At 62.6% G+C, this 18,645-nt stretch carries 13 protein-coding genes; 3 read left to right on the top strand and 10 right to left on the bottom strand.

All coding sequences use genetic code 11. The features are described from left to right. Window positions 1-548: 548 nt before the first annotated feature. From PP1Y_RS16590 to PP1Y_RS16565, 5 genes are all read right to left on the bottom strand, one after another. A complete protein-coding gene (locus PP1Y_RS16590) occupies window positions 549-2,606 on the bottom strand; it encodes a glycoside hydrolase family 97 protein (protein ID WP_013833266.1) in 2,058 nt (685 codons plus the stop codon). Between the two features lie 12 nt (window positions 2,607-2,618). After that, complete coding sequence (locus tag PP1Y_RS16585) at window positions 2,619-4,241, bottom strand: alpha-amylase family glycosyl hydrolase (RefSeq protein WP_013833265.1); 1,623 nt, start codon at window positions 4,239-4,241, stop codon at window positions 2,619-2,621. Window positions 4,242-4,279: 38 nt separating this feature from the next. After that, window positions 4,280-6,073 carry an alpha-amylase family glycosyl hydrolase gene (locus PP1Y_RS16580; RefSeq protein ID WP_013833264.1) on the bottom strand — a complete coding sequence of 598 codons (1,794 nt, stop codon included), beginning with the start codon at window positions 6,071-6,073 and terminating at the stop codon, window positions 4,280-4,282. 26 nt (window positions 6,074-6,099) lie between these two features. Next, on the bottom strand, window positions 6,100-7,623 hold the full coding sequence (locus tag PP1Y_RS16575) for a tryptophan halogenase family protein (RefSeq protein WP_013833263.1): 1,524 nt from the start codon (window positions 7,621-7,623) through the stop codon (window positions 6,100-6,102). A gap of 203 nt (window positions 7,624-7,826) precedes the next feature. Beyond that, window positions 7,827-10,553: a TonB-dependent receptor gene (locus tag PP1Y_RS16565; RefSeq protein ID WP_013833262.1), complete on the bottom strand. Its 2,727-nt coding sequence runs from the start codon at window positions 10,551-10,553 to the stop codon at window positions 7,827-7,829. Window positions 10,554-10,884: 331 nt separating this feature from the next. On the opposite strand from PP1Y_RS16565, the gene PP1Y_RS16560 reads away from it, so the two are divergent. Then, window positions 10,885-11,919, top strand: coding sequence for a LacI family DNA-binding transcriptional regulator (locus PP1Y_RS16560; RefSeq protein ID WP_013833261.1), 1,035 nt, complete (start codon window positions 10,885-10,887; stop codon window positions 11,917-11,919). Window positions 11,920-12,082: 163 nt separating this feature from the next. Beyond that, window positions 12,083-13,606: an MFS transporter gene (locus PP1Y_RS16555; protein ID WP_232512408.1), complete on the top strand. Its 1,524-nt coding sequence runs from the start codon at window positions 12,083-12,085 to the stop codon at window positions 13,604-13,606. Here the strand turns inward: PP1Y_RS16555 and PP1Y_RS16550 are convergent. Genes PP1Y_RS16550 through PP1Y_RS16540 form a run of 3 tightly spaced genes read right to left on the bottom strand, consistent with a single transcriptional unit; the run spans window position 13,603 to window position 16,753 of the window. Further along, window positions 13,603-14,244 (bottom strand): TadE/TadG family type IV pilus assembly protein, encoded by a 642-nt coding sequence (locus tag PP1Y_RS16550; RefSeq protein WP_013833259.1) that lies wholly within the window; start codon window positions 14,242-14,244, stop codon window positions 13,603-13,605. The two genes, PP1Y_RS16555 and PP1Y_RS16550, sit on opposite strands and share 4 nt — an antisense overlap. Beyond that, on the bottom strand, window positions 14,241-14,846 hold the full coding sequence (locus tag PP1Y_RS16545) for a TadE/TadG family type IV pilus assembly protein (RefSeq protein ID WP_051010049.1): 606 nt from the start codon (window positions 14,844-14,846) through the stop codon (window positions 14,241-14,243). Before PP1Y_RS16545 ends, PP1Y_RS16550 begins: the two co-directional genes overlap by 4 nt. Beyond that, a complete protein-coding gene (locus PP1Y_RS16540; RefSeq protein ID WP_232512407.1) occupies window positions 14,843-16,753 on the bottom strand; it encodes a pilus assembly protein TadG-related protein in 1,911 nt (636 codons plus the stop codon). Before PP1Y_RS16540 ends, PP1Y_RS16545 begins: the two co-directional genes overlap by 4 nt. Window positions 16,754-16,929: 176 nt before the next feature. On the opposite strand from PP1Y_RS16540, the gene PP1Y_RS16535 reads away from it, so the two are divergent. Next, window positions 16,930-17,415 carry a low molecular weight protein-tyrosine-phosphatase gene (locus PP1Y_RS16535; RefSeq protein WP_013833256.1) on the top strand — a complete coding sequence of 162 codons (486 nt, stop codon included), beginning with the start codon at window positions 16,930-16,932 and terminating at the stop codon, window positions 17,413-17,415. On the opposite strand, the gene PP1Y_RS16530 is transcribed toward PP1Y_RS16535, so the two are convergent. Both PP1Y_RS16530 and PP1Y_RS16525 read right to left on the bottom strand, forming a co-directional pair. After that, entirely contained in the window at window positions 17,412-18,005 is a 594-nt protein-coding gene (locus PP1Y_RS16530) for a GNAT family N-acetyltransferase (protein WP_013833255.1), read from the bottom strand. The two genes, PP1Y_RS16535 and PP1Y_RS16530, sit on opposite strands and share 4 nt — an antisense overlap. Window positions 18,006-18,022: 17 nt before the next feature. Continuing rightward, on the bottom strand, window positions 18,023-18,490 hold the full coding sequence (locus PP1Y_RS16525) for a MaoC/PaaZ C-terminal domain-containing protein (RefSeq protein WP_013833254.1): 468 nt from the start codon (window positions 18,488-18,490) through the stop codon (window positions 18,023-18,025). Window positions 18,491-18,645: the final 155 nt, after the last annotated feature.

Below are 18,645 nucleotides of genomic sequence, written 5' to 3'. Positions count from 1 at the left end.
CAGCCTTCGCACGCTATAAAATAACAACAACCGCCGTCTTTGGTCAGTTACACGCACAGTAGCTCGGTTTGATAACCTTCGCGGGCACTAGGCCAACTCCCCTAAGGAGAATGCCATGCGTCCTTACAAAGTCTTCTATCTGCCAGATATGTGGAACGACTGGCACTGGTATATCTGTGACGCTTGCGACAAGTTTGTTGCGCGCTCGAACCGGGGCCACTTCCACTTAGTAGATGCGCAGAGGGAAGCTGAGGCCGTCTTGCAGTACCGCAAGGCGGGTTAGCACCTGAGCGCGATTAGAAAACATAACAACACGGTCCTGCCTGAGGGGGCAATCCGCCCCCTCAACCTTTGAGACTTAGGTCGAACGCAGGCAAAGGAACGTCTCATCGCGACGGACCAATTCGATCACAGATGAAATCTGTCTCCCCGACCAACTCGACTTCCGATCAGCCTGGCGCGCGCTTTCTTGCAGCTCCCATGCACCAGTGGGTGCGCAAAGCCGTGCCCTGCGCCCCCGTCTGTGCTTTTGCGCTATCGCAGGTCCGTCAGTCCTGCGGGATGAGGCGCATGGCCGTACCGCCGCCCGGGGCCAGCCAGATCTCGATCCTGTCGCCCTTGCGCACCGCTTGGGTTTCATAGGCAATTCGGTGGCGGGCCTCGGTCTGGTAAGTTGCGCCCTCGCCGTCCTTCCAGATCTTTGCCTCATAGGTCTTGCCCGCATCGAGGAAGTCGAAGCCGAGCGTGACCTTGCGCGCGGTGGCATCGTTCACGCCGCCCACGAACCATTCCGGCCCGTTGCGATCCTTGCGGGCGAAGATCGCATAATCGCCAACCTGGCCTGCGATCAGGTGACTTTCGGCCCAATCGGTCGGCACATGTTCGATGAATTCCATCTCGCGCGGATGGGCCTTGAGGTTTTCAACGAAATCGGCCGCCATCTGGATCGGTGAATAGAGCGCGAGATAGAGCCCGAGCTGCTTGGCCAGGGTCGAGGCCAAGGGGGCATGTTCCGCCCCCTCCAGGCTGAGCACGCCGGGAGTGAAGTCCATCGGCCCGGACAGCATGCGCGTATAGACGAGCGTGGGTTCATGGTCCGGCCCGTTGGCGAAAGTCCCCCAGGCATTGTACTCCATGCCGCGCGCACCCTCGCGCGAGACCCAGTTGGGATAAGTGCGTCGCAGGCCGGTATCCTTCACCGGTTCATGCGAATTGACCGCGACGTGATGCTGCGCAGCGACTTTCACGACATCGAGATAGTGGTTCACCATGCGCTGGCCATCGTGCCAGACCATCTTCGTTTCGCCCGGCTTGTTTCCGGGGGCGATGATCCCGCCGGCATCGGCGACGTAGCCGGTCTTGACCACGTCGACGCCCAGCTTTCCGTAAAGCGCCATGGCGTCGTCGAGCTGCGGTTCGTAGTTGGCGATGTTGCCGCCGGTCTCATGGTGGCCGATCAGGTGCACACCCCTTCTGGCTGCATAGGCGCTGAGCCCCTCGAGGTCGAAATTGGGCGTGGGCTGGGTGAAACTGAAATCATCGCCGTGGCCGAACCAGTCGCCGTTCCAGCCCTTGTTCCAACCTTCGACGAGCACGCCGCGAAAGCCATGCTGCGCAGCATAATCGATGTACTGCTTCGTCCGTTTCGTCGTGGCGCCATGGCGCGGTCCTTCCGCCCAGCTCCAGTCGCCGCGGATCATGCCCCACCAGATGCCGATATAGCGCGCCGGCTTGAACCAGCTCACATCGCCCAGCTTGTTGGGCTCGTTGAGGTTGAGCTCGAGGTCGTTCTCGACCAGACCGGCAGCGTCATTCGCAATGCGGACCGTTCGCCATGGCGTGGCGAAGGGCAGGTCGCGCACGACTTTCGCGCTGTCCGATCCCGGCGCCAGCTCGGTGCGGAAGAGCTGCCCGCTCGCGCGCTTGAACCAGTAGCCGGCATAGTCGACCAGCGCCGCTTCATGGAACGAGAGGTGCGTGCCGTCCTCCAGCCGCATGGTGATCGGCGTATGCGCCGTGGAAACCGCATCGATCGGCGTCTCCTGATAGACCTGTTCGTAGCGATTCCATTCGCCGCCCGGAATCCACCAGGCCTTGCCCTTGGGGACGATGTCGAACTCGGTCGTCTCCTCGGCAATGCGCATGGTCTTGAGCGCGGGCTGCTCGGGCAGTTCGTAGCGAAAGCCGATGCCGTTATCGAAGAGCCGGAAGCGCACGTTCATGCGCCGCGCGCCCTGCACTTGCGACTGCTGGAAACGCACAACGACCTCATTGTAGTGGTCGCGCACGTAGCGGCGCTCCCCCCAGGGCTGCTCCCAGGTGTCGTCGGCAGACGCTTTCTCGCTGCCGGAAATGGAAAAGCCGCGCACCATGTTGAGGCCATCGGTCAGGACGAAGCCCAATTTGCTGGGCGCAATCAGCAGCTTGCCCTTACGCGATAGCGACCATGTCGGGCGCGCATCGTTGTCGGTCGTGACCGAAAGCACCAGCGAGCCATCCGGAGATGACGCAGTCACGCTCGGCCGCTCCTCCTGCGCTGCGGCGGCATTGGCGCAAATCGCGGCGAGGCAAAACCCCGCCACAGCGAGAATACGTGTCGGTTTCATGATCGGTATTCCTCAGTTGATCCAGAGCGCGCCCCAGGCAGGCAAGGTGCCGGGCTCTGCTCCATTGACGGCGGCGACAACATTGGCCTGCGTCGGCACCTCGACCGGCCATGCGGCCGGCTCGGCGCTCATGTTGAACAGGGCCAGGATGCCCTGCCCCTCGCATTCGCGGCGCAGCACGAGGCGGGTTTCGTCGGCCAACAGAACCTCGCATGAACCCCGCCGCAAGGGCGCATTGCCGCGCCGCACGGCAATCAGGTGGCGGGTCAGGCTAAGCAGCGATTGCGGGTCGTCCTGCTGCCGGTCCACTGCGCGCGCGAGGTTCTCTTCACCCAGCGGAAGCCACGGCTCTGCGCTGGTGAACCCGCCAGCGGCATCATCGCCCTGCCATGGCATCGGCGTGCGTGCGCCATCGCGTGAAAGGGTCAGCGGCCAGTTCGCGATGGCCTCGGGGTCCTGCAGCATTTCGAAAGGCACATCGACCTGCAGCAGGCCCAGTTCCTCGCCCTGGTAGACGATCGGATTGCCCCTCAGCGAGGCCAGCAGCATCGCCTTCATCCGCGCGAAGGCCGCGCGATCCTGCGCCTTGCACCAGCGTGAGAGGGCGCGCGGGGCATCGTGATTTTCGAAGGCCCAGCTCGGCCACCCGGCAGATTGCTGCTCGGACCAACCTTCGAGAGCGCTTTGGACGAGCGAGGGAGAGAGCGCGTCGGCGTAGAGGAAGTCGAACCCGTAAGCACTGTCGAGCCGCTTGGCCCCTGCCGTGAACTCGCGCATTTCGCGTTCGGCGTTTCGACCGCCGACTTCGGCGAGCGAGAACGTACCTGGGTAGCTGGCGATCAGCGCCTGCAGTTTTTCGATGAACTGCGGGATATCGGCATGAGACTGGTTATAGGTCTGCAGCTGGTAATCGAACGAGCGCGTGCGCAGCTTGCCGTCCTCCGGTGCGGGCGGATTGTCGCGCAGCAGGGGATCGTGCATCGTGAAGTTGAGCGCGTCGATGCGAAAGCCGGAAACGCCCCGGTCGAGCCAGAACCGCGCGACATCGAGCAGCGCCTCCTGAACCCTGGGGTTGTGCACGTTGAGCTGCGGTTGCTGCGGCAGGAAATTGTGCAGGTAATACTGGCGGCGCCGCGCGTCCCAGCACCACGAAGGTCCGCCGAACACCGATTGCCAGTTGTTGGGCGGAGAGCCGTCGGGCTTGGGATCGGCCCATACGTACCAGTCGGCAAAGGGATTGTCCCGGCTTGCGCGGCTCTGTTCGAACCAGGCATGCTTGTCCGATGTATGAGCATAGACCTGGTCGACGATGACCTTCAGGCCAAGTGCGTCCGCACGGGCGACCAGCTCATCGAAATCCTCCAGCGTGCCGAAAATCGGATCGACCGCCCGATAGTCAGAGATGTCGTATCCGAAGTCGGCCATCGGCGAGGCGTAGAACGGAGAGATCCAGATCGCCTCGACGCCAAGCGAGGCCACGTAATCGAGCCGCGAGGTAATCCCCGGCAGGTCTCCTACGCCATCGCCGTTGGAATCGGCGAAGCTGCGCGGGTAGATCTGGTAGATGGCGGCTCCGCGCCACCATTCCGCTTGCCCGGTCGCAGCAGGGGGGGATGAAATGATATCGTCTGTCATCGTTGTCCAGGAGGGAGGAGTTGCACTGGTCTGGGGGATCAGTCGTCAGCCGCGCAGACGGCAAAACCCAGCGGCGGAAGGGAAACGGCGGCGCTGCCCGGCGCCGTTGCCATGGAAGGACACCCTGCGCCGGCCAGCGTCTTGAACTTGAGCGAACCGGTCTCGACAGAGACTTGCGCGGTGATGGGTTCGGCCGAGGTATTGAAGGCCAGCAGCACTTCCTTTCCGGTGTCGGGATCGAAGCGAGAGACGGCGAAGAGCCCCGGGCCTTCCGACGTTGCGCGCAGCCTGGTGGTGCCGGAGGTCAAGGCAGGCGTGTTCACCCGCAGCGCTGCGAGTTTCGCGATGAACCTGTAGAGCGGATGGCTCTCGTCGAAGTTCGATGCTGCGCTCGTGTCGTCTGTGCCGACCAGGCTGTCCGCGTTGTAGATCGCGGTGCGCGAGGGGAACATGTCCTGCCGCGATAGCTGGTCGCCGCCCTCGCCCCCGAAACCCTGCTCGTCGCCATAGTAGATCGTCGGCACGCCGCGCAATGTCAGTAGCATGGCGTGGCCCAGCTCTACGCGCGCCAGCAGGTCTTCAGGCGCGATCCCGGCATTGGCCTTCCTGATGAAGTAGGCGAAGCGCCCGGCATCGTGGTTGCCGAGGAACGTGGGCAGTTGCAACGCCGCCTGCCCTCCGCCCTGGTAGAGTGCATCGTCTTCTCCCAGCCGCGCCAGTTCCTGCGTCCCCGCCTTGCCGTCCACAGCAGCGATGACGGCGTGCATGAAAGCGAAGTCGAGCACGGCGGGCAGACCGGCATTGCGCGTCCAGCTCGCCAGCAGTGCCGGGTCGTATTCACCCGTCGCGACTTCCCCGAAGATATGAAAATTGGGGATGCCTTTTTGTCGCGCGCGCGATAGCATCGCGGGGACGAAGGCGCGCCAGAATTCCGGATTGACGTGTCTGGCCGTGTCGATGCGAAAGCCGTCTATGCCGAACCGGTCGATCCAGTCCCCGTAGATCGCGATCATCCCTTCCACGACGCGCGGATTCTCGGTCGCCAGATCGTCCAGCCCGACGAAATCGCCGTATTGCGAGGATTCGCCCTTCCAGTTCGTGTCGCCGCGATTGTGGTAGTAGATCGGATCGTTGAGCCAGGCGGGAACCTTCACGTTCTTCTCGGCCTTGGGCACGAAGGGTGTGTAGGCGAACGACGGATCGGTCAGCTTCGCCCAGTTCCGAGGCGTCGCCACGTCGTCACCGGCAAAGCCCGGGTTGATCGCCTTGCCGCTGGCATCGCCATGGGTCGAATAGGGATAGTCCGCCTTGCTGCGATAGGCGTAGTTGCCCTCCTTGCCTTCGCGGTACTGGATGACGTCGGCGGTGTGATTGGCGATGATGTCCATGTAGACCTTCATCCCGCGCGCATGGGCCGCATCGACGAGGGCCTTGAAATCGGCATTGGTGCCGAAATGCGGATCGACTTGCGTGAAGTCGGTGATCCAGTAACCGTGATACCCTGCGCTCTTGTTTCCTTCCGGGCCCTGCACGGGCTTGTTCTTGAAAATCGGGCCGACCCATATCGCCGTCGCGCCAAGGCGCTGGATATAGTCGAGCCGCTGCATCAGGCCCTTGAGGTCGCCGCCGTGGTAGAAGGCCTTGTCCGCCGGATCGAAACCGGTCGAGAACTTGTCGCCCTTCAACCCGCCCTTGTCGTTCGACCGATCGCCGTTCTCGAAGCGGTCGGGCAGAACGAAGTAGATCACTTCCTGCTCGGGCTTGCGCGCGCGAAAATCGCTCTGTGCCGCCGGAGCGGCAGAGGCCGTCTGTGCGAGCAGGCATGTGGCCATCGCGGCCAGCGAAGCGGTAAATCTGCTCAAGGAAGTGTCTCCAATTCGGGGGAGCTGGACAATGCCGAAGCGCAAGTCGCCGCCAGGAAATCCATGTGGCGCGGCATCGGGCCTACCGTCTGCAGACAAGCCTGTTCGACGGCGCCGAGGAAGCCGGCGAGATCTTCCTCGCTCAGGGCATCGGCAATGGGGTTCCAGCCGTTCGGCTCGATCCCCTGCCCGGCCATCACCTGCAGCCAGGCCGCCTCCTGGAACAGTTCGTCACCGGCAGGCTGAATCTGGCAGGCTTCCTCGAACTCGGCGATGCGGGCGGCCAGCGTATCAGGCACGGCCATGTCGCGGCAACGATCCCAGAACGGCTCGCCTGCGCGGGCATTGGCCTTGTAGTGCAGGATCAGGAAGTCGCGGATGCTCTCGAATTCTTCCGCGGTCCGGCGATTGAACGCGCTGACGATGGCAGGGCTTGCAGGACCGCAGGGCAATACGGTCAGGAACCGCATGATCGTCGACTGGATCAGGTGGATAGAGGTCGACTCCAGCGGCTCCATGAAACCGCTCGCCAGACCTACGGCCAGGACGTTGCGGTTCCACGCCTTGCGGCGGCGACCGGTCGTGAAGCGCAACAGGCGCGGATCGGCCTGCGCCGGCGCCTCGAGATGCGACAGCAGCAACCCGGTTGCGGCGTCGTCGCTCAGGTACTCGCTGCAATAGACGAGCCCGTTGCCGATGCGATGCTGCAGCGGAATGCGCCACTGCCAACCGGCGCTGCGGGCAATCGAACGGGTATATGGCGTGAACGGTCCCGCCGCCTCGCAAGGTGCAGCGACCGCGCGGTCGCAGGGCAGCCAATGGCGCCAATCCTCATAGCCGGTCTGCAGTTCCTCTTCGATGAGCAGGCCCTTGAAGCCCGAGCAATCGATGAAGAAATCGGCCGCAAGCGTCTGACCGCCCTCGGTCTGCACCGCAGCGATATCGCCTTCATCCTTGCGGATGACCCGGGCGATGCGTCCCTCGTGCCGGGTGACGCCCATGCTCTGCGCCAGGCGACGCAGGAAGGCGGCATAGAGACCGGCGTCGAAATGATAGGCCCAGGGCAATTCGGGAATGCCGGGACCGGACACGCCGGTTGCCATGCGTCCGGTGCGCGCGGCCAGTTCATTGGCAGCGTAGTGTGCCAGCGGCTTGGCAATGCCCGCCGCCTTCGCGCGCGCCCAGTAATGGCGGAAGGGCAGCAGGCCGAGGGGACGGCCCACCGTTCCGAAGGCGTGCATGTAGCTGTGGCCTTCGCCTAGCCAGCCGTCGAAGGCGATGCCCAGCTTGTAGGAAGCCGATGTCTCGCGCAGGAACTGCGCCTCGTCGATGCCGAGAGCCTTGTTGAACAGGCGGATGGCCGGGATCGTCGCCTCACCGACGCCGACGGTACCGATCGCCTCGCTTTCCACGAGCGTCACCGCGTATCCGGGAGGGGCAAAGCGGGCGAGTGCCGCGGCGCTCATCCAGCCGGCCGTTCCGCCGCCGACAATGACGATGCTGAAGCGGGTCTGGGTCACGCCTGTTGCTCTCCCGTCTGGTTCGGCCCGGCGCGCTCCACCGGCAGTGCCTCCTCATATCCCCTGTGCAGGGAGCGGCGGAACCGCAAAACTGTGTCCCAAATTGCGGTTCCGCCGCCCGGCGCCGAGAGCTGGAGGAGGAGGGATTCCCGGCGCCGAATTCTCTGGTCCGGCCCGGGGTTGCGCCCGGGCCGGGGCATTCGTCAGAACTTGTAGGAGAAGCCGGCCAGGAAACGACGACCGTAGCGCTGGTAGTCGATGATCTGGCGCGAATCGCCTCCGGGGTTGGTGGTGATGAAAGGTTCGTCGGTCAGGTTCTGCCCCTGCAGGTAAAGCGAGAGACCTTCGAGTGCGCTGCCTTCCTGGAAGTCGTAGCCGATCTGGCCGTCGACGATCAGCTCCGAAGCCGCCCGGCGACGTACGCGATTGGCCGCGAAACCGGAAACCTCGCCAATGAAGGTCGAGCGGTACCGAACCGAACCGCGCAGGTTGAAGCCAGCCTTCTCGAAGTAGGCGGTGCCGTTTGCGACCCACTTGGAATAGCCTGGAAGGTCGCTGGAAGGCGCGCCCGGCTCGGGCTGGATCTTCGTCTTCGTGTAAGCGACGCTGCCGGTCACGCCGAAGCCTTCAAGCGCCGGTACGAACGTGTCGAACGGCAGTGTTGACGCCAGCTCCACGCCGTAGAGCTTGCCGCCCTGCCCGTTGATCGGAACCTGGATCTGCGCCGTCGGCGAGATGGTCACGCCATTGCCCGGATCGGCAAGTGCCAGCAGGCTGGACGGGATCGTGATGTCCTGCTTGTAGACGTAGCTCTTGAGTTCCTTCCAGAAGAACTGGGCCGAGATATAGCCCTTGCCGCCGAAGTACTTCTCGAAGGTCAGGTCGAGGGCATTGGCGCGCCACGGACGCAGGTCCGGATTGCCGGATTCGCCGGTGACCTGAGCCACATTGCCGGTAATCGTGTAGCTCGTGCTGAGCGAAGCGCGCATGTCGTCAAGGCGCGGACGAATGATCTCGCGCGATGCGGCGAAGCGGATCACGAAGTCGCTCGGCAGGCGCAGCGAGAGGTTGAGGCTCGGCAGCACGTCGAGATAGTCCGTGCTTTCGTTGCGCACGAGCGAACCCACATTGGGCGAACCGTTGGGATTGGTGCCAAGCAGGACAGCCGTTGCGCCCTTCGAGTTCTGGTCGGTCCAGTTCGCCTGTACGCCGATGTTACCGGTCAGGTTGGCCGAACCGATATCGGCATCGAAGTTGGCCTGGACATAGCCGGTCATTATCCGCTCGCGGATCGAGTAGCTCTTGACCACGACATCGCCGTAGGGGTTCGCGACGAGGTTGTAGATACCGTCGTTGATCAGGTCGATCGGGTTGTAGCTGATGACCGGACCGAGGCCGAGGTACTTCAGGTCGGTAGTGCCGAGGCGGTACTCCTCGGGCACCGGAACGCTGGTGAGCCCGTCGGTATTGGCGGCAAGGCCGAGGAAGTATTCTTCCGGAACGAGCGACTTGGAGCGGTTGTTGTAGTTCAACCCTGCACGGATCGAATCCAGCCAGCCGTTCTGGATGTGCTTCTGCACCTCGACGCGGAACTGCCAGAGTTCGTCCTTGACGATGCGGTTGTTGTAGTAACCGTCCTGACCACCGACGATGCTGGTGCCATCCTGCGCGATCTGGGTACCGCCCCAGCCCTGCGGCGAGGTCAGCTGGATCAGGTCGTAGTCGCCGTAATCGAGGCCATGGGTAAAGCCCGTGCCGCTCGACTTGCTCGTGAAGCCGATGGTATCGGTCGCTCCCAGATCACCGCGCCCCGTGCCCGAATAGCTCTCGATAGAAAGCTCGTTGCGGTCGGTCTTGGAGTAGCTGGCGTCGAACATGGCATCCCAGCCGTCGTCGCCTTCCCACTTGTTGTTCCAGCCGAACGAGTAGAGCTTGGCATGGCGCTGGAACACGTCGTTGCGCAGCACGCCCTTGACGTCGTCGAAGCTGCCCGAAGTGATCAGGCCGTCGCTGGCGGTATAATCGGGATTGAGCGTTGCATTACCCCAGTAGAGCGGAAGCTCGATGCCGCGCTTGATCTGGTCGTCCTTGAAGTTCGAGTAGAACGCATCGATCGTCGAGGTGAAGCGCGGGTCGGGCCGCCATTGCAGCGTACCGTTGAGACCCAGACGCGTGAGCTTGGTCGAGGTGTTGTACGACTTCGAGCCGCCGATCACCTTGTTGCCGTCAGGCGTGTCGGCATAGCCCCAGGCGTTGAATTCCTCGATCTGATAAGGCTCGTCGGTGTAGCTGGCGCCCAGTGCCACGCCGATCGTGTTGTTGGCGAACTGGTCCACGTACATGCCGTTGACGCGGTAGCCCATGTCATCGGAGCCGGTGTTGAGCTTGCCGAGATCCGCATAGGAGCCGCGCGCACCGAAGGAGACGACCCGCTTGCCCGCTTCGAGCGGACGGATCGTGCGCATGTCGACGGTGCCCGAGAGACCCTGCCCCACAAGGCTCGCCATCGGCGTCTTGTAGACGTTGACCTGGCTGATCACCTCGGACGGATACTGGTCATACTCGACGGCGCGGTTGTCGCCGGTCGAGGTCTGCTCGCGTCCATTGAGCAGCGTGGTCGAGAAGTCCGGCGCAAAGCCGCGAATGGCGATGGCGTTCGAACGGCCGGAAACGCGCTGCGAGGTCAGGCCCGGCAGGCGGGCGATCGATTCCGCGATCGAGGCATCGGGCAGCTTGCCGATATCTTCGGCCGAGACCGATTCGACGATCTGCTGGGCCTGCTTCTTCTCGTTGATGGCATTCTCGAGACTGGCACGGAAACCAGTGACGATGATCACCTGATTGGCTGTATCCGCATCATCGGCCGCGGCGGTATCCTGCGCCTGCGCCGCGGCGGGAATGCCGGCAACAAGCGCGATGGCAATGGCCATTCCGGACGCAGTCCGGGCAGCCGAAAACTCTTTGCGAAGCGACATTCTGGTCCTCTCCTAAACCTACTTGCGGGGACCCGGAAAACTGGTGACCCACAACTGCTTCGATGAGGCCCGAAGTTCCATCCGCGACTCTCTCGATGACCCTTGCATAAGGGACGTTTTCATTACGCATAATATGGCATACGTATGCGAAGGTACGGCATGGCTCGCCGCATCGTGCCAGCGTACTATGTCGGAAAACTGAGAAATTCATTCGATTGCATTAACTTGGCGATCGTCAGGATGGGGTTGCCGGAATCCAGGCTACCTGGCGTGGGAGAAGAAGAAAGTGGGACGCAAGCCGAGCAACCGACCGACGAGTTTCGACATCGCCTATCGCGCCGGTGTATCCCAGCCCACCGTCAGTCGCGCATTGCGTGGCAGCAAGTCCGTAAGCGCCGCCACACGCGCCCGGATCGAGGAGATCGCCCGCGAACTCAACTACTCGGTCGACAAGAACGCATCCTCGCTGCGCACCCAGCGTTCGAACACGATCGCGCTGCTCTTCTTCGAGGAACAGACCCCCGACGATTCCAAGATCAACCCCTTCTTCCTCTCGATGCTGGGGTCGATCACGCGCCAATGCGCCCATCGCGGCCTCGACCTGCTGATCTCGTTCCAGAAGATGGAGGACGACTGGCACGTGCGCTATCAGGACAGCCACCGTGCCGACGGCCTGATCCTGCTCGGCTACGGCGACTACACCCTCTATGAAAGCCGACTGGAACAACTTGTCGGACAAGGCACGCATTTCGTGCGCTGGGGTTCTGTGGACGACGACAACATCGGCGCGACCGTGGGATCTGACAATCTCGGCGCGGGCAAGCTTGCGGGCGAACACCTGCTCGGCCTGGGCCGGAACAAGATCGCATTTCTGGGACAGGCGGACGAACACTATCCCGAATTCGCGGATCGCTACCGCGGCCTGTGTATGGCGCTCGAAGCGGCCGGAATAGCGCCTGACCCGGCGCTCAAGCGCAATGTCATCAGCCATGAGGAACTGGGCGGCGAGGCGATGGCCTCTATCATCGCAAGCGGCGTCCCCTTCGATGCCGTCTTCGCCGCCAGCGACCTCATCGCCATCGGCGCGATGAAGGCACTTGCAGCGGCAGGCCTCTGCGTTCCCGAAGACGTGGCAGTTATGGGTTTCGACGACCTGCCGGCAGCCAGCATGACCAATCCTCCGCTGACTACGGTGATGCAGGACCTGCGCAGCGCGGGGGAACTCCTGGTCGATACGCTGGTAGCCCAGATCGAGGACTCCCCCCCTCCGCCCCGCCAGATCGGCACCCGGCTGATCCCGCGCAAAAGCACGACGGGGTGAGCCTGCCGCCCGCCCCCTGCATGCCCATCCGGCAGTCACGCCGTGCATATTAGGCATTCGTATGCATGTTGCCGAGCGCTGCGCCGCATGCCACGCGATTGCTCTTGTGACGCGGCCGCGCCTTGGGGCGATGCATTCCGCGCCGACCTTTGGGGATGATGCCATGGAGATGCCCGTGCAGGGAGACATGCCTGCGGTGAACGAAAAGCCCCGGCTTGGGTTTGCCGGACTGTGGAACATCAGCTTCGGCTTCTTCGGCATCCAGATCGGCTTCGCTCTCCAGAACGCAAACATGAGCCGGGTATTCCAGTCTTTGGGTTCCAGCATCGATGACCTCCCTGCCCTGTGGGTGGCCGCACCGCTTACCGGCCTGCTGGTTCAGCCGATCGTCGGACACATGTCCGACCGCACCTGGCTGGGCCGGTTCGGCCGTCGTCGTCCCTACTTCCTCGCCGGAGCGATCCTGGCGACCATCGCTCTCCTGCTCATGCCCGAAAGCGGCGGACTGCTCATGGCGGCGATGCTGCTGTGGATGCTCGATGCCAGCCTCAACATCTCGATGGAACCGTTCCGTGCCTTCGTCGGAGACATGTTGCGCAAGGACCAGCACACCGCCGGCTATGCAGTGCAGACTGCCTTCATCGGCGCTGGTGCGGTGGTGGGATCCTTGTTTCCCTACGTCCTCGATCACCTCGGCGTTTCGAATACGGCGACAGACGGCGGAATCCCCGACACCGTGCGCTTCAGCTTCTGGGCCGGCGGCGCGGCGCTGCTGGCCGCCGTGCTGTGGACCGTGCTCAGCACGCGCGAATATTCACCGGAGGAACAGACCGCCTTTGCCGAAACGCAGGAAGGTGAATCCACGGCAACGTCACAGGCGCTGGCAGCGCGCAGCCCGCTCGGCGGACTGGTCTGGATTGCCGCAGGCGTACTTGTCGCGCTCGCAGTAAGCGGGTGGGGCCTGGAAAAGGAAGTCTACCTGCTCGCGGCCCTGCTGGCAGCCTACGGCGTCGCGGTTATCGTCGCGATCCGACTGGCGCGTGCCGGTCGTTCCGCCTCCATGCTGGCGGGAATTGTCGGTGACTTCTCGGGCATGCCTCCGATCATGAAGCGCCTCGCACTGGTGCAGTTCTTCAGCTGGTCGGCCCTGTTCATCATGTGGATCAACACGACACCGGTGGTTGCCCAGTATCATTTCGGATCTGCAGACCCTGCAAGCGCGGCCTATCAGGAGGCAGGCAACTGGGTCGGCGTGCTGTTCTCCGTCTATAACGGCGTCGCGGCACTGGCTGCCCTGCTCATCCTGCCTTGGCTTGCAGGTCGTATCGGCAAGGCGCGGACCCACGCCCTGTGCCTGACGGCGGGTGCGGCCGGCTTTGCCGGCTTCATGCTGCTGCGCGATCCCGATGCGCTGGTCCTGTGCGAAATCGGCATCGGCATTGCCTGGGCCTCGATCCTCGCAATGCCTTACGCGATCCTCGCCAGCAGCCTGCCGCAGGCCAAGCTCGGCATATTCATGGGTCTGTTCAACGTCTTCGTGGTTCTGCCCCAGTTGCTGGTGGCCACCGTCATGGGCTCGATCATGAAAGCCTTCTTCCCGGGCGAGCCGATCTGGACGATGGCCTTCGCCGCCGCCACGCTGCTGGTCGCCGCTGCCGGAGCGCTGCGGATCGGCCAGGAAACCTAGCTGCAGCTGTTGGTGCCGCTGGTTCCGGTGACGCCTGGCGTCAGGTTGCGATCGTCCCTGACCACGTAAGCCGCTTCCTGGTGGAACTGGGTGTTCGACGTGAACATCGTGCCGAACAGCGGCTGATACTGGTAATAGACCTCGGCATACATCACCGCCGATCCGCTGGGTGCGGTGACCGTGTGTCCCGAAGTCCCCATGGCCGTAACCGAGTCCCCCTGCTTGCCGTATGCGGAGTTCTTCGCAAGGCTCCCGCTGCACCGCTGCCAGTGGATGTACTGACCGCCGGTCGCGCCGTTCTTCTCCAGGCTGGAGAGGATGATCCGGCCATTCGTCTCGAAGTCGAAGGCATTGCCTTCGACCAACGCGCCCTTGATGACCGAGGAGATCTGGTCTTCCGTCACCGTTGGCGTGACCGAGCTGTTGTCCGTCTGGCCAAGGCGCGAGGCATTGTCGGCCACCGAGGTCGCAATCTGAGAGACCTGCATGTTGATCGTCGCCATGTAGGCCAGTTCAGTGCCGTAGAGCCCCAGCGTGATCAGGATCGGCAGGATCAGCGCGAATTCGAGGATCGAGACGCCGCGGCGATCCCGGCCGAGACGAGCGATCCGATCCGCCAGAACGGCGCGGGCAATCATGTGCAGGTCCTCGCCGAAGAACCGTACCGTTCCTGCAGGGCATAAGGCTGGTTCTTTTTCACTGCGGTGGCCGAAAGCGTGCGCGTGTTGTCCATGCTATCGAGGAACGGCAAGGGAAACACCGGTTCGTACGTGACCTTCACCGTGTAGAGCACGACATCGCCCGAACCGCCGTTTCCGTCCTGCCCGATGTCCGCGTCCCACTGGCCATTGCCGTTTTCATCGACATAGCTTTCGGAATTGTCGCACACCCCGTTGCCGTTGTTGTCGTTCCACGATTCAGGCCGGCTGATATCGGCAAAGTCGTAATAGCTGGTGCGGCTCGTCGTGATCCTTGCGCCGGGCGCGACGCCGGACACCACCTTCTTCACGTAGTCGTCGTCCGCCGAGGTGTCCGCGCCTTCGATCGTGCCCTTGCGCGCAACTTGCTGCACTGCGCCGTGCATCACGGCGGACAGGTAGGCCATGTGACCGATATCCCAGATCCCGACCAGCAGCATGATCAGCACCGGCGATGCCAAGGCGAATTCCACCGCAGTCACGCCGTCGCTCTCGCGGCGGCAGCGACGCAGCATGGTAACCAGGGGACTGCGCACGATCATTCCACGATCCTCAACTCGCCGACCTGCTTGGCGATTTCCTGGAAGGCGGTGTTGAGTTCGGCCGAACTGTTCGCCGTAAAGGAACTGTTGTCCGACGCGCAGGTCTTGAGGTCGTCCGATAACCCGGAAGTGAAGGCGACAACCCAGATTCGGATGCCCTTGTCCTTGATCGCGTTACAGACCGCGAGGAAACGGGAGGTATGGCGGGCAGTATCGTCGCTGTAGCCATCGCTCGTGACCCGGCGATCCCAGTATTCCATGCCCCAGGCCTGCTGGATGTCGTAATTGGGTTCCATCACACCGTCTGTCATGAACACGATGTGGCGTGAAACCTCACCACCATTGGATGGCTCGGTGTTGACGTTGTCCGCGAAGATGCCGTCCGGGGACAGCATTCGACCGCCCCAGATCATGCCGATATCGAGGTAGGTGCTGCCTTCCGCCGACAGTGAATCCGCATAAGAATCGAAGGTGCCTTCGCTCATTCCGGTAAGCAGTTGTGCCTTTGCCGGGCAATAGGATGACGCGGAACGCCCTGAATCCGAAGTAGCAGTCGTGCGATAGCCATATTGGTTGAAGCGCCGGTAGGCCACTTCGGGCCACATCGGAGCCCATTTGGTCGAATCCGCCGAGGACGGTGCCGTGTCGATATCGATATCCAGCGCACCCGAGGGCGAATAGCCGTTCGACGAGGAATAGCTGAAGCTCGACGAAGCGGTCGTACTACGCTCCTCGATGCAGCCGGCCCAGGTGGAGGAGACAGTCGCGCCACTTTCACCTGTATAAGTCGTGACAGGCGAGAACGCCTTGTATTGGCTGGTGGAATAAGAAACCGGCTTGTATTCCCAATAGTAAAAATCCGAGTTTGAAGTCGGATTTGTTACCACCTTGGCGTTGCTATACGTATCAGACGTAACTTTATCCCGGGTTTCATAATATACCCATATATAGTAGCTATAACCATAGCTCGACCTGGAGCACTGGTAACTCGCCTTTCTCTGCCCCTGTGTCGTCGTCTTGGTTATCGTCAAGCTGGATCCGCTTCCCGATTTACTCGTGCTGGAACTGGGCGAACCATAATCCGAATAGCCCGCATCGTTCGAAGGGACCTGGTATCCGCACTTGTTGTTGGAGTAGCTCGTGTTGCTGAGGAGATACCAGCCTGCGCCAGAGTAATTCTGATAACTCGGCGTACCGGCGCTCTTCGTTGCCGAAGTGTAGTCTATGAAATAGGCCTGCCGCGACTGGTAGGTCCGCGTATCGACAAGATAGCTTGGGTCCTCATCGTAAAGCAGCCGACCGACGTTCACACTGGAGGAATAGGGCACGAAGCCATAGCGGATGCGGGCATTGGTGCCGGACGTCGCATTGGCAAGCGTGTCGTAGAAGTTCTTCATCGCGTCGCGCAGCGCCATGATGCGGGTCTGCGAATAGGACAGCGAATTGTTCATCGATCCGGTGGTATCGAGCACCATCATGATGTCGGCATTGCCCACGCCCATCGACGATCCGCAGGTCACCGACAGCGTGAAGTCGTTGTAACCGAAAATGCGCATGATCAGGGTGTCGAGCACGGTCGTGGCCTTGCCGGTCACCGTGTTGGCCTTTTCGTCCGCCGTGACCGTGAAGGCCGTCGAATGGGTTTCCTGGCGACCGTCGTCGAAGTTCGCGGCGAAGAACGCCTTGGCCGCGCTCTGCGAAGCCGCGTCGAAGCCGTTGGTCGTGACCGTGCGGCGACCGGCAAGCACGCCCGCATCGCAAGCGGACTGAAGCCTGTTCTCCACCTTGTAGGCGCGGCTGAGGTCGATGCCCGAGCCCACCACCGCAGCGGCCACAAGCATGCCCACCGCGGCAAGGGGCAAGACATTCCCGCGGTTCTCGCGGGCAATCTGTGCCGGCAAGGACATCACATCACGCATCTGTTAACCAGTTCGCTACCGTTCCACATCGGTCCCCGCAGCGTTCACTACATTGCAATCCTTAACATTCCTTGCGAACCGCATGACGGTGGCCCCGCAGTCCACCCGATGCTTTTAAGCAAGCAAGGATGACGCCGCCTGACGCCCCCGCTAAAAGCCGGCACATGACCCGCGAACCCTTTCAGTCGTCCGTCCTCTTCGTCTGCCTCGGCAATATCTGTCGTTCGCCGCTGGCCGAGGCCGCGCTGCGCCATGAAGCACTGCAGGCCGGGCTGGAGCTATGCGTCGATTCAGCGGGCACCGGCTCGTGGCACGTCGGCAACCCGCCCGATCCGCGCGCGCAGGCGGAAGCCTTGCGTCACGACATCGACATCTCGACCTACCGCGCACGGCAGGTCAGCCGCGAAGACTTTGAGCGCTTCGACCATGTCATCGCGCTCGACCGGGCGAATTATGCCGATCTTGAGCGCCTCGCCCCACGCAATCCGCGCGCGCGACTGTCGATGCTCCTCGATCATGTTCCGGGCATGGAAGGCAGCGACGTCGCCGATCCCTATTTCGGCGGTCCGGAGGGTTTTGAGGAAACCTGGCAGGAAGTCGCGCTGGCGGCTCGCCATCTCGTCACCGCACTGCTGGGCGATTCCCGCTAGTCAGCCAACGCACGCATCCAATACTGCATCGCTTTCTCGCTCTCCCGAGCGTCACGATGGTCCTTCCACGCGAATTGCGTGACCAGGCCATCCACGGGAGAATAGCCGCGTTTGCGCCAGAAGCCGTCGAGCGGCACGTAGTCCGGCGGACGATCCGGATGATCGGGCGGGCGAACGACGGCTGCAAACGTGGCCCATGCCGCATTGCACTGCTTCGCCTGCGCTTCGCGATGGTCGAAAAAGGCATGGCCTATCCCCTGCCCGCGATACTCGCGCAGCAGGACGGACTCGCCGAAATAGAAAAGCCGCGAAGAATCGATGCCCCTTCCATCGAAAGGATCGCGAAACTCCGCCTTCTGAGCCGCCATCGGCGAGGCCGTCGCTGCCCCTACGATGCGGTTGCCATCAAATGCAGCGACGAGAATGCCCTCGGGCGCTGCCACGAATTCGCGCAGATAGTCGCCCTCGTAGGCTGGGTCGCCGTCATAGAGATAGGGCCACTCGGCGAAGACCGCGATGCGCAATGCGGCCAGATCGTCGATCGCCTCGAGAATCTGCGCGCCCGTCAGGGCCTTGATGGCTATCGTCATGTCGCTGGCGTGTTCCCTCAGGTCATTGCCATGATCAGCCAGTCTGCCACAAGCGCCGGTCGCACCCGCCCCTCGATCTCGACACTGACCTTGAGGGTCTGGCGATACCGGCCCGGGCCCGTCCCGACAATCTCCGCAACGCTGAAATGACCGCGTACCCGGGCCCCGGACGAAACCGGCTCGAGAAAGCGCACGCGATCAAGCCCATAGTTGAACCCCTTGGTAATCCCTGGAAGCCTGGGCGTCTGCGCGCTTTCCAGAAGGACCGAAAGCAGCGAGAGCGAGAGAAAGCCATGAGCGATGGTGCCTTCCAACCCGACCGACCGCGCCGCATCTTCGTCCACATGCAGGAACGTCCAGTCCTGCGTGACATCGGCAAACCTGGATATCATCGACTGGTCGACGGTCAGCCAGTCGGAAACGTATGTCCTGCCTAGGCTTTGCGCGATCCAGTCTTGCACGGCATCGGCGGTGTTCGTCTTCAATGCTACCGGCTCCCTTCTGGGCCGCGACCTTGCCTCCTTGCGCTGCTGTCCTCAAGTGTGAAGCCGCGCAGTTTGCTTTTGATCGGGCTTGCATTATATGCGCGAAGCGAACGCCCCGGCCCGCGCAGTCGTGAAAGCGACTCCATCGTGCCGGG

The organism is Novosphingobium sp. PP1Y, from assembly GCF_000253255.1.
GTDB lineage: Bacteria > Pseudomonadota > Alphaproteobacteria > Sphingomonadales > Sphingomonadaceae > Novosphingobium.
The sequence above is the reverse complement of the archived record's forward strand: the minus strand, read 5'-3'. Positions and strand labels throughout refer to the sequence as shown.

Excerpts from the sequence above, each read along its gene's own strand:
- PP1Y_RS16590 (WP_013833266.1), bottom strand. The coding sequence starts at position 2,606 with ATGAAACCGACACGTATTCTCGCTGTGGCGGGGTTTTGCCTCGCCGCG.
- PP1Y_RS16585 (WP_013833265.1), bottom strand. The coding sequence starts at position 4,241 with ATGACAGACGATATCATTTCATCCCCCCCTGCTGCGACCGGGCAAGCG.
- PP1Y_RS16580 (WP_013833264.1), bottom strand. The coding sequence starts at position 6,073 with ATGGCCACATGCCTGCTCGCACAGACGGCCTCTGCCGCTCCGGCGGCA.
- PP1Y_RS16565 (WP_013833262.1), bottom strand. The coding sequence starts at position 10,553 with ATGGCCATTGCCATCGCGCTTGTTGCCGGCATTCCCGCCGCGGCGCAG.
- PP1Y_RS16555 (WP_232512408.1), top strand. The coding sequence starts at position 12,083 with ATGGAGATGCCCGTGCAGGGAGACATGCCTGCGGTGAACGAAAAGCCC.
- PP1Y_RS16550 (WP_013833259.1), bottom strand. The coding sequence starts at position 14,244 with ATGATTGCCCGCGCCGTTCTGGCGGATCGGATCGCTCGTCTCGGCCGG.
- PP1Y_RS16545 (WP_051010049.1), bottom strand. The coding sequence starts at position 14,846 with ATGATCGTGCGCAGTCCCCTGGTTACCATGCTGCGTCGCTGCCGCCGC.
- PP1Y_RS16540 (WP_232512407.1), bottom strand. The coding sequence starts at position 16,753 with ATGTCCTTGCCGGCACAGATTGCCCGCGAGAACCGCGGGAATGTCTTG.
- PP1Y_RS16535 (WP_013833256.1), top strand. The coding sequence starts at position 16,930 with ATGACCCGCGAACCCTTTCAGTCGTCCGTCCTCTTCGTCTGCCTCGGC.
- PP1Y_RS16530 (WP_013833255.1), bottom strand. The coding sequence starts at position 18,005 with ATGACGATAGCCATCAAGGCCCTGACGGGCGCGCAGATTCTCGAGGCG.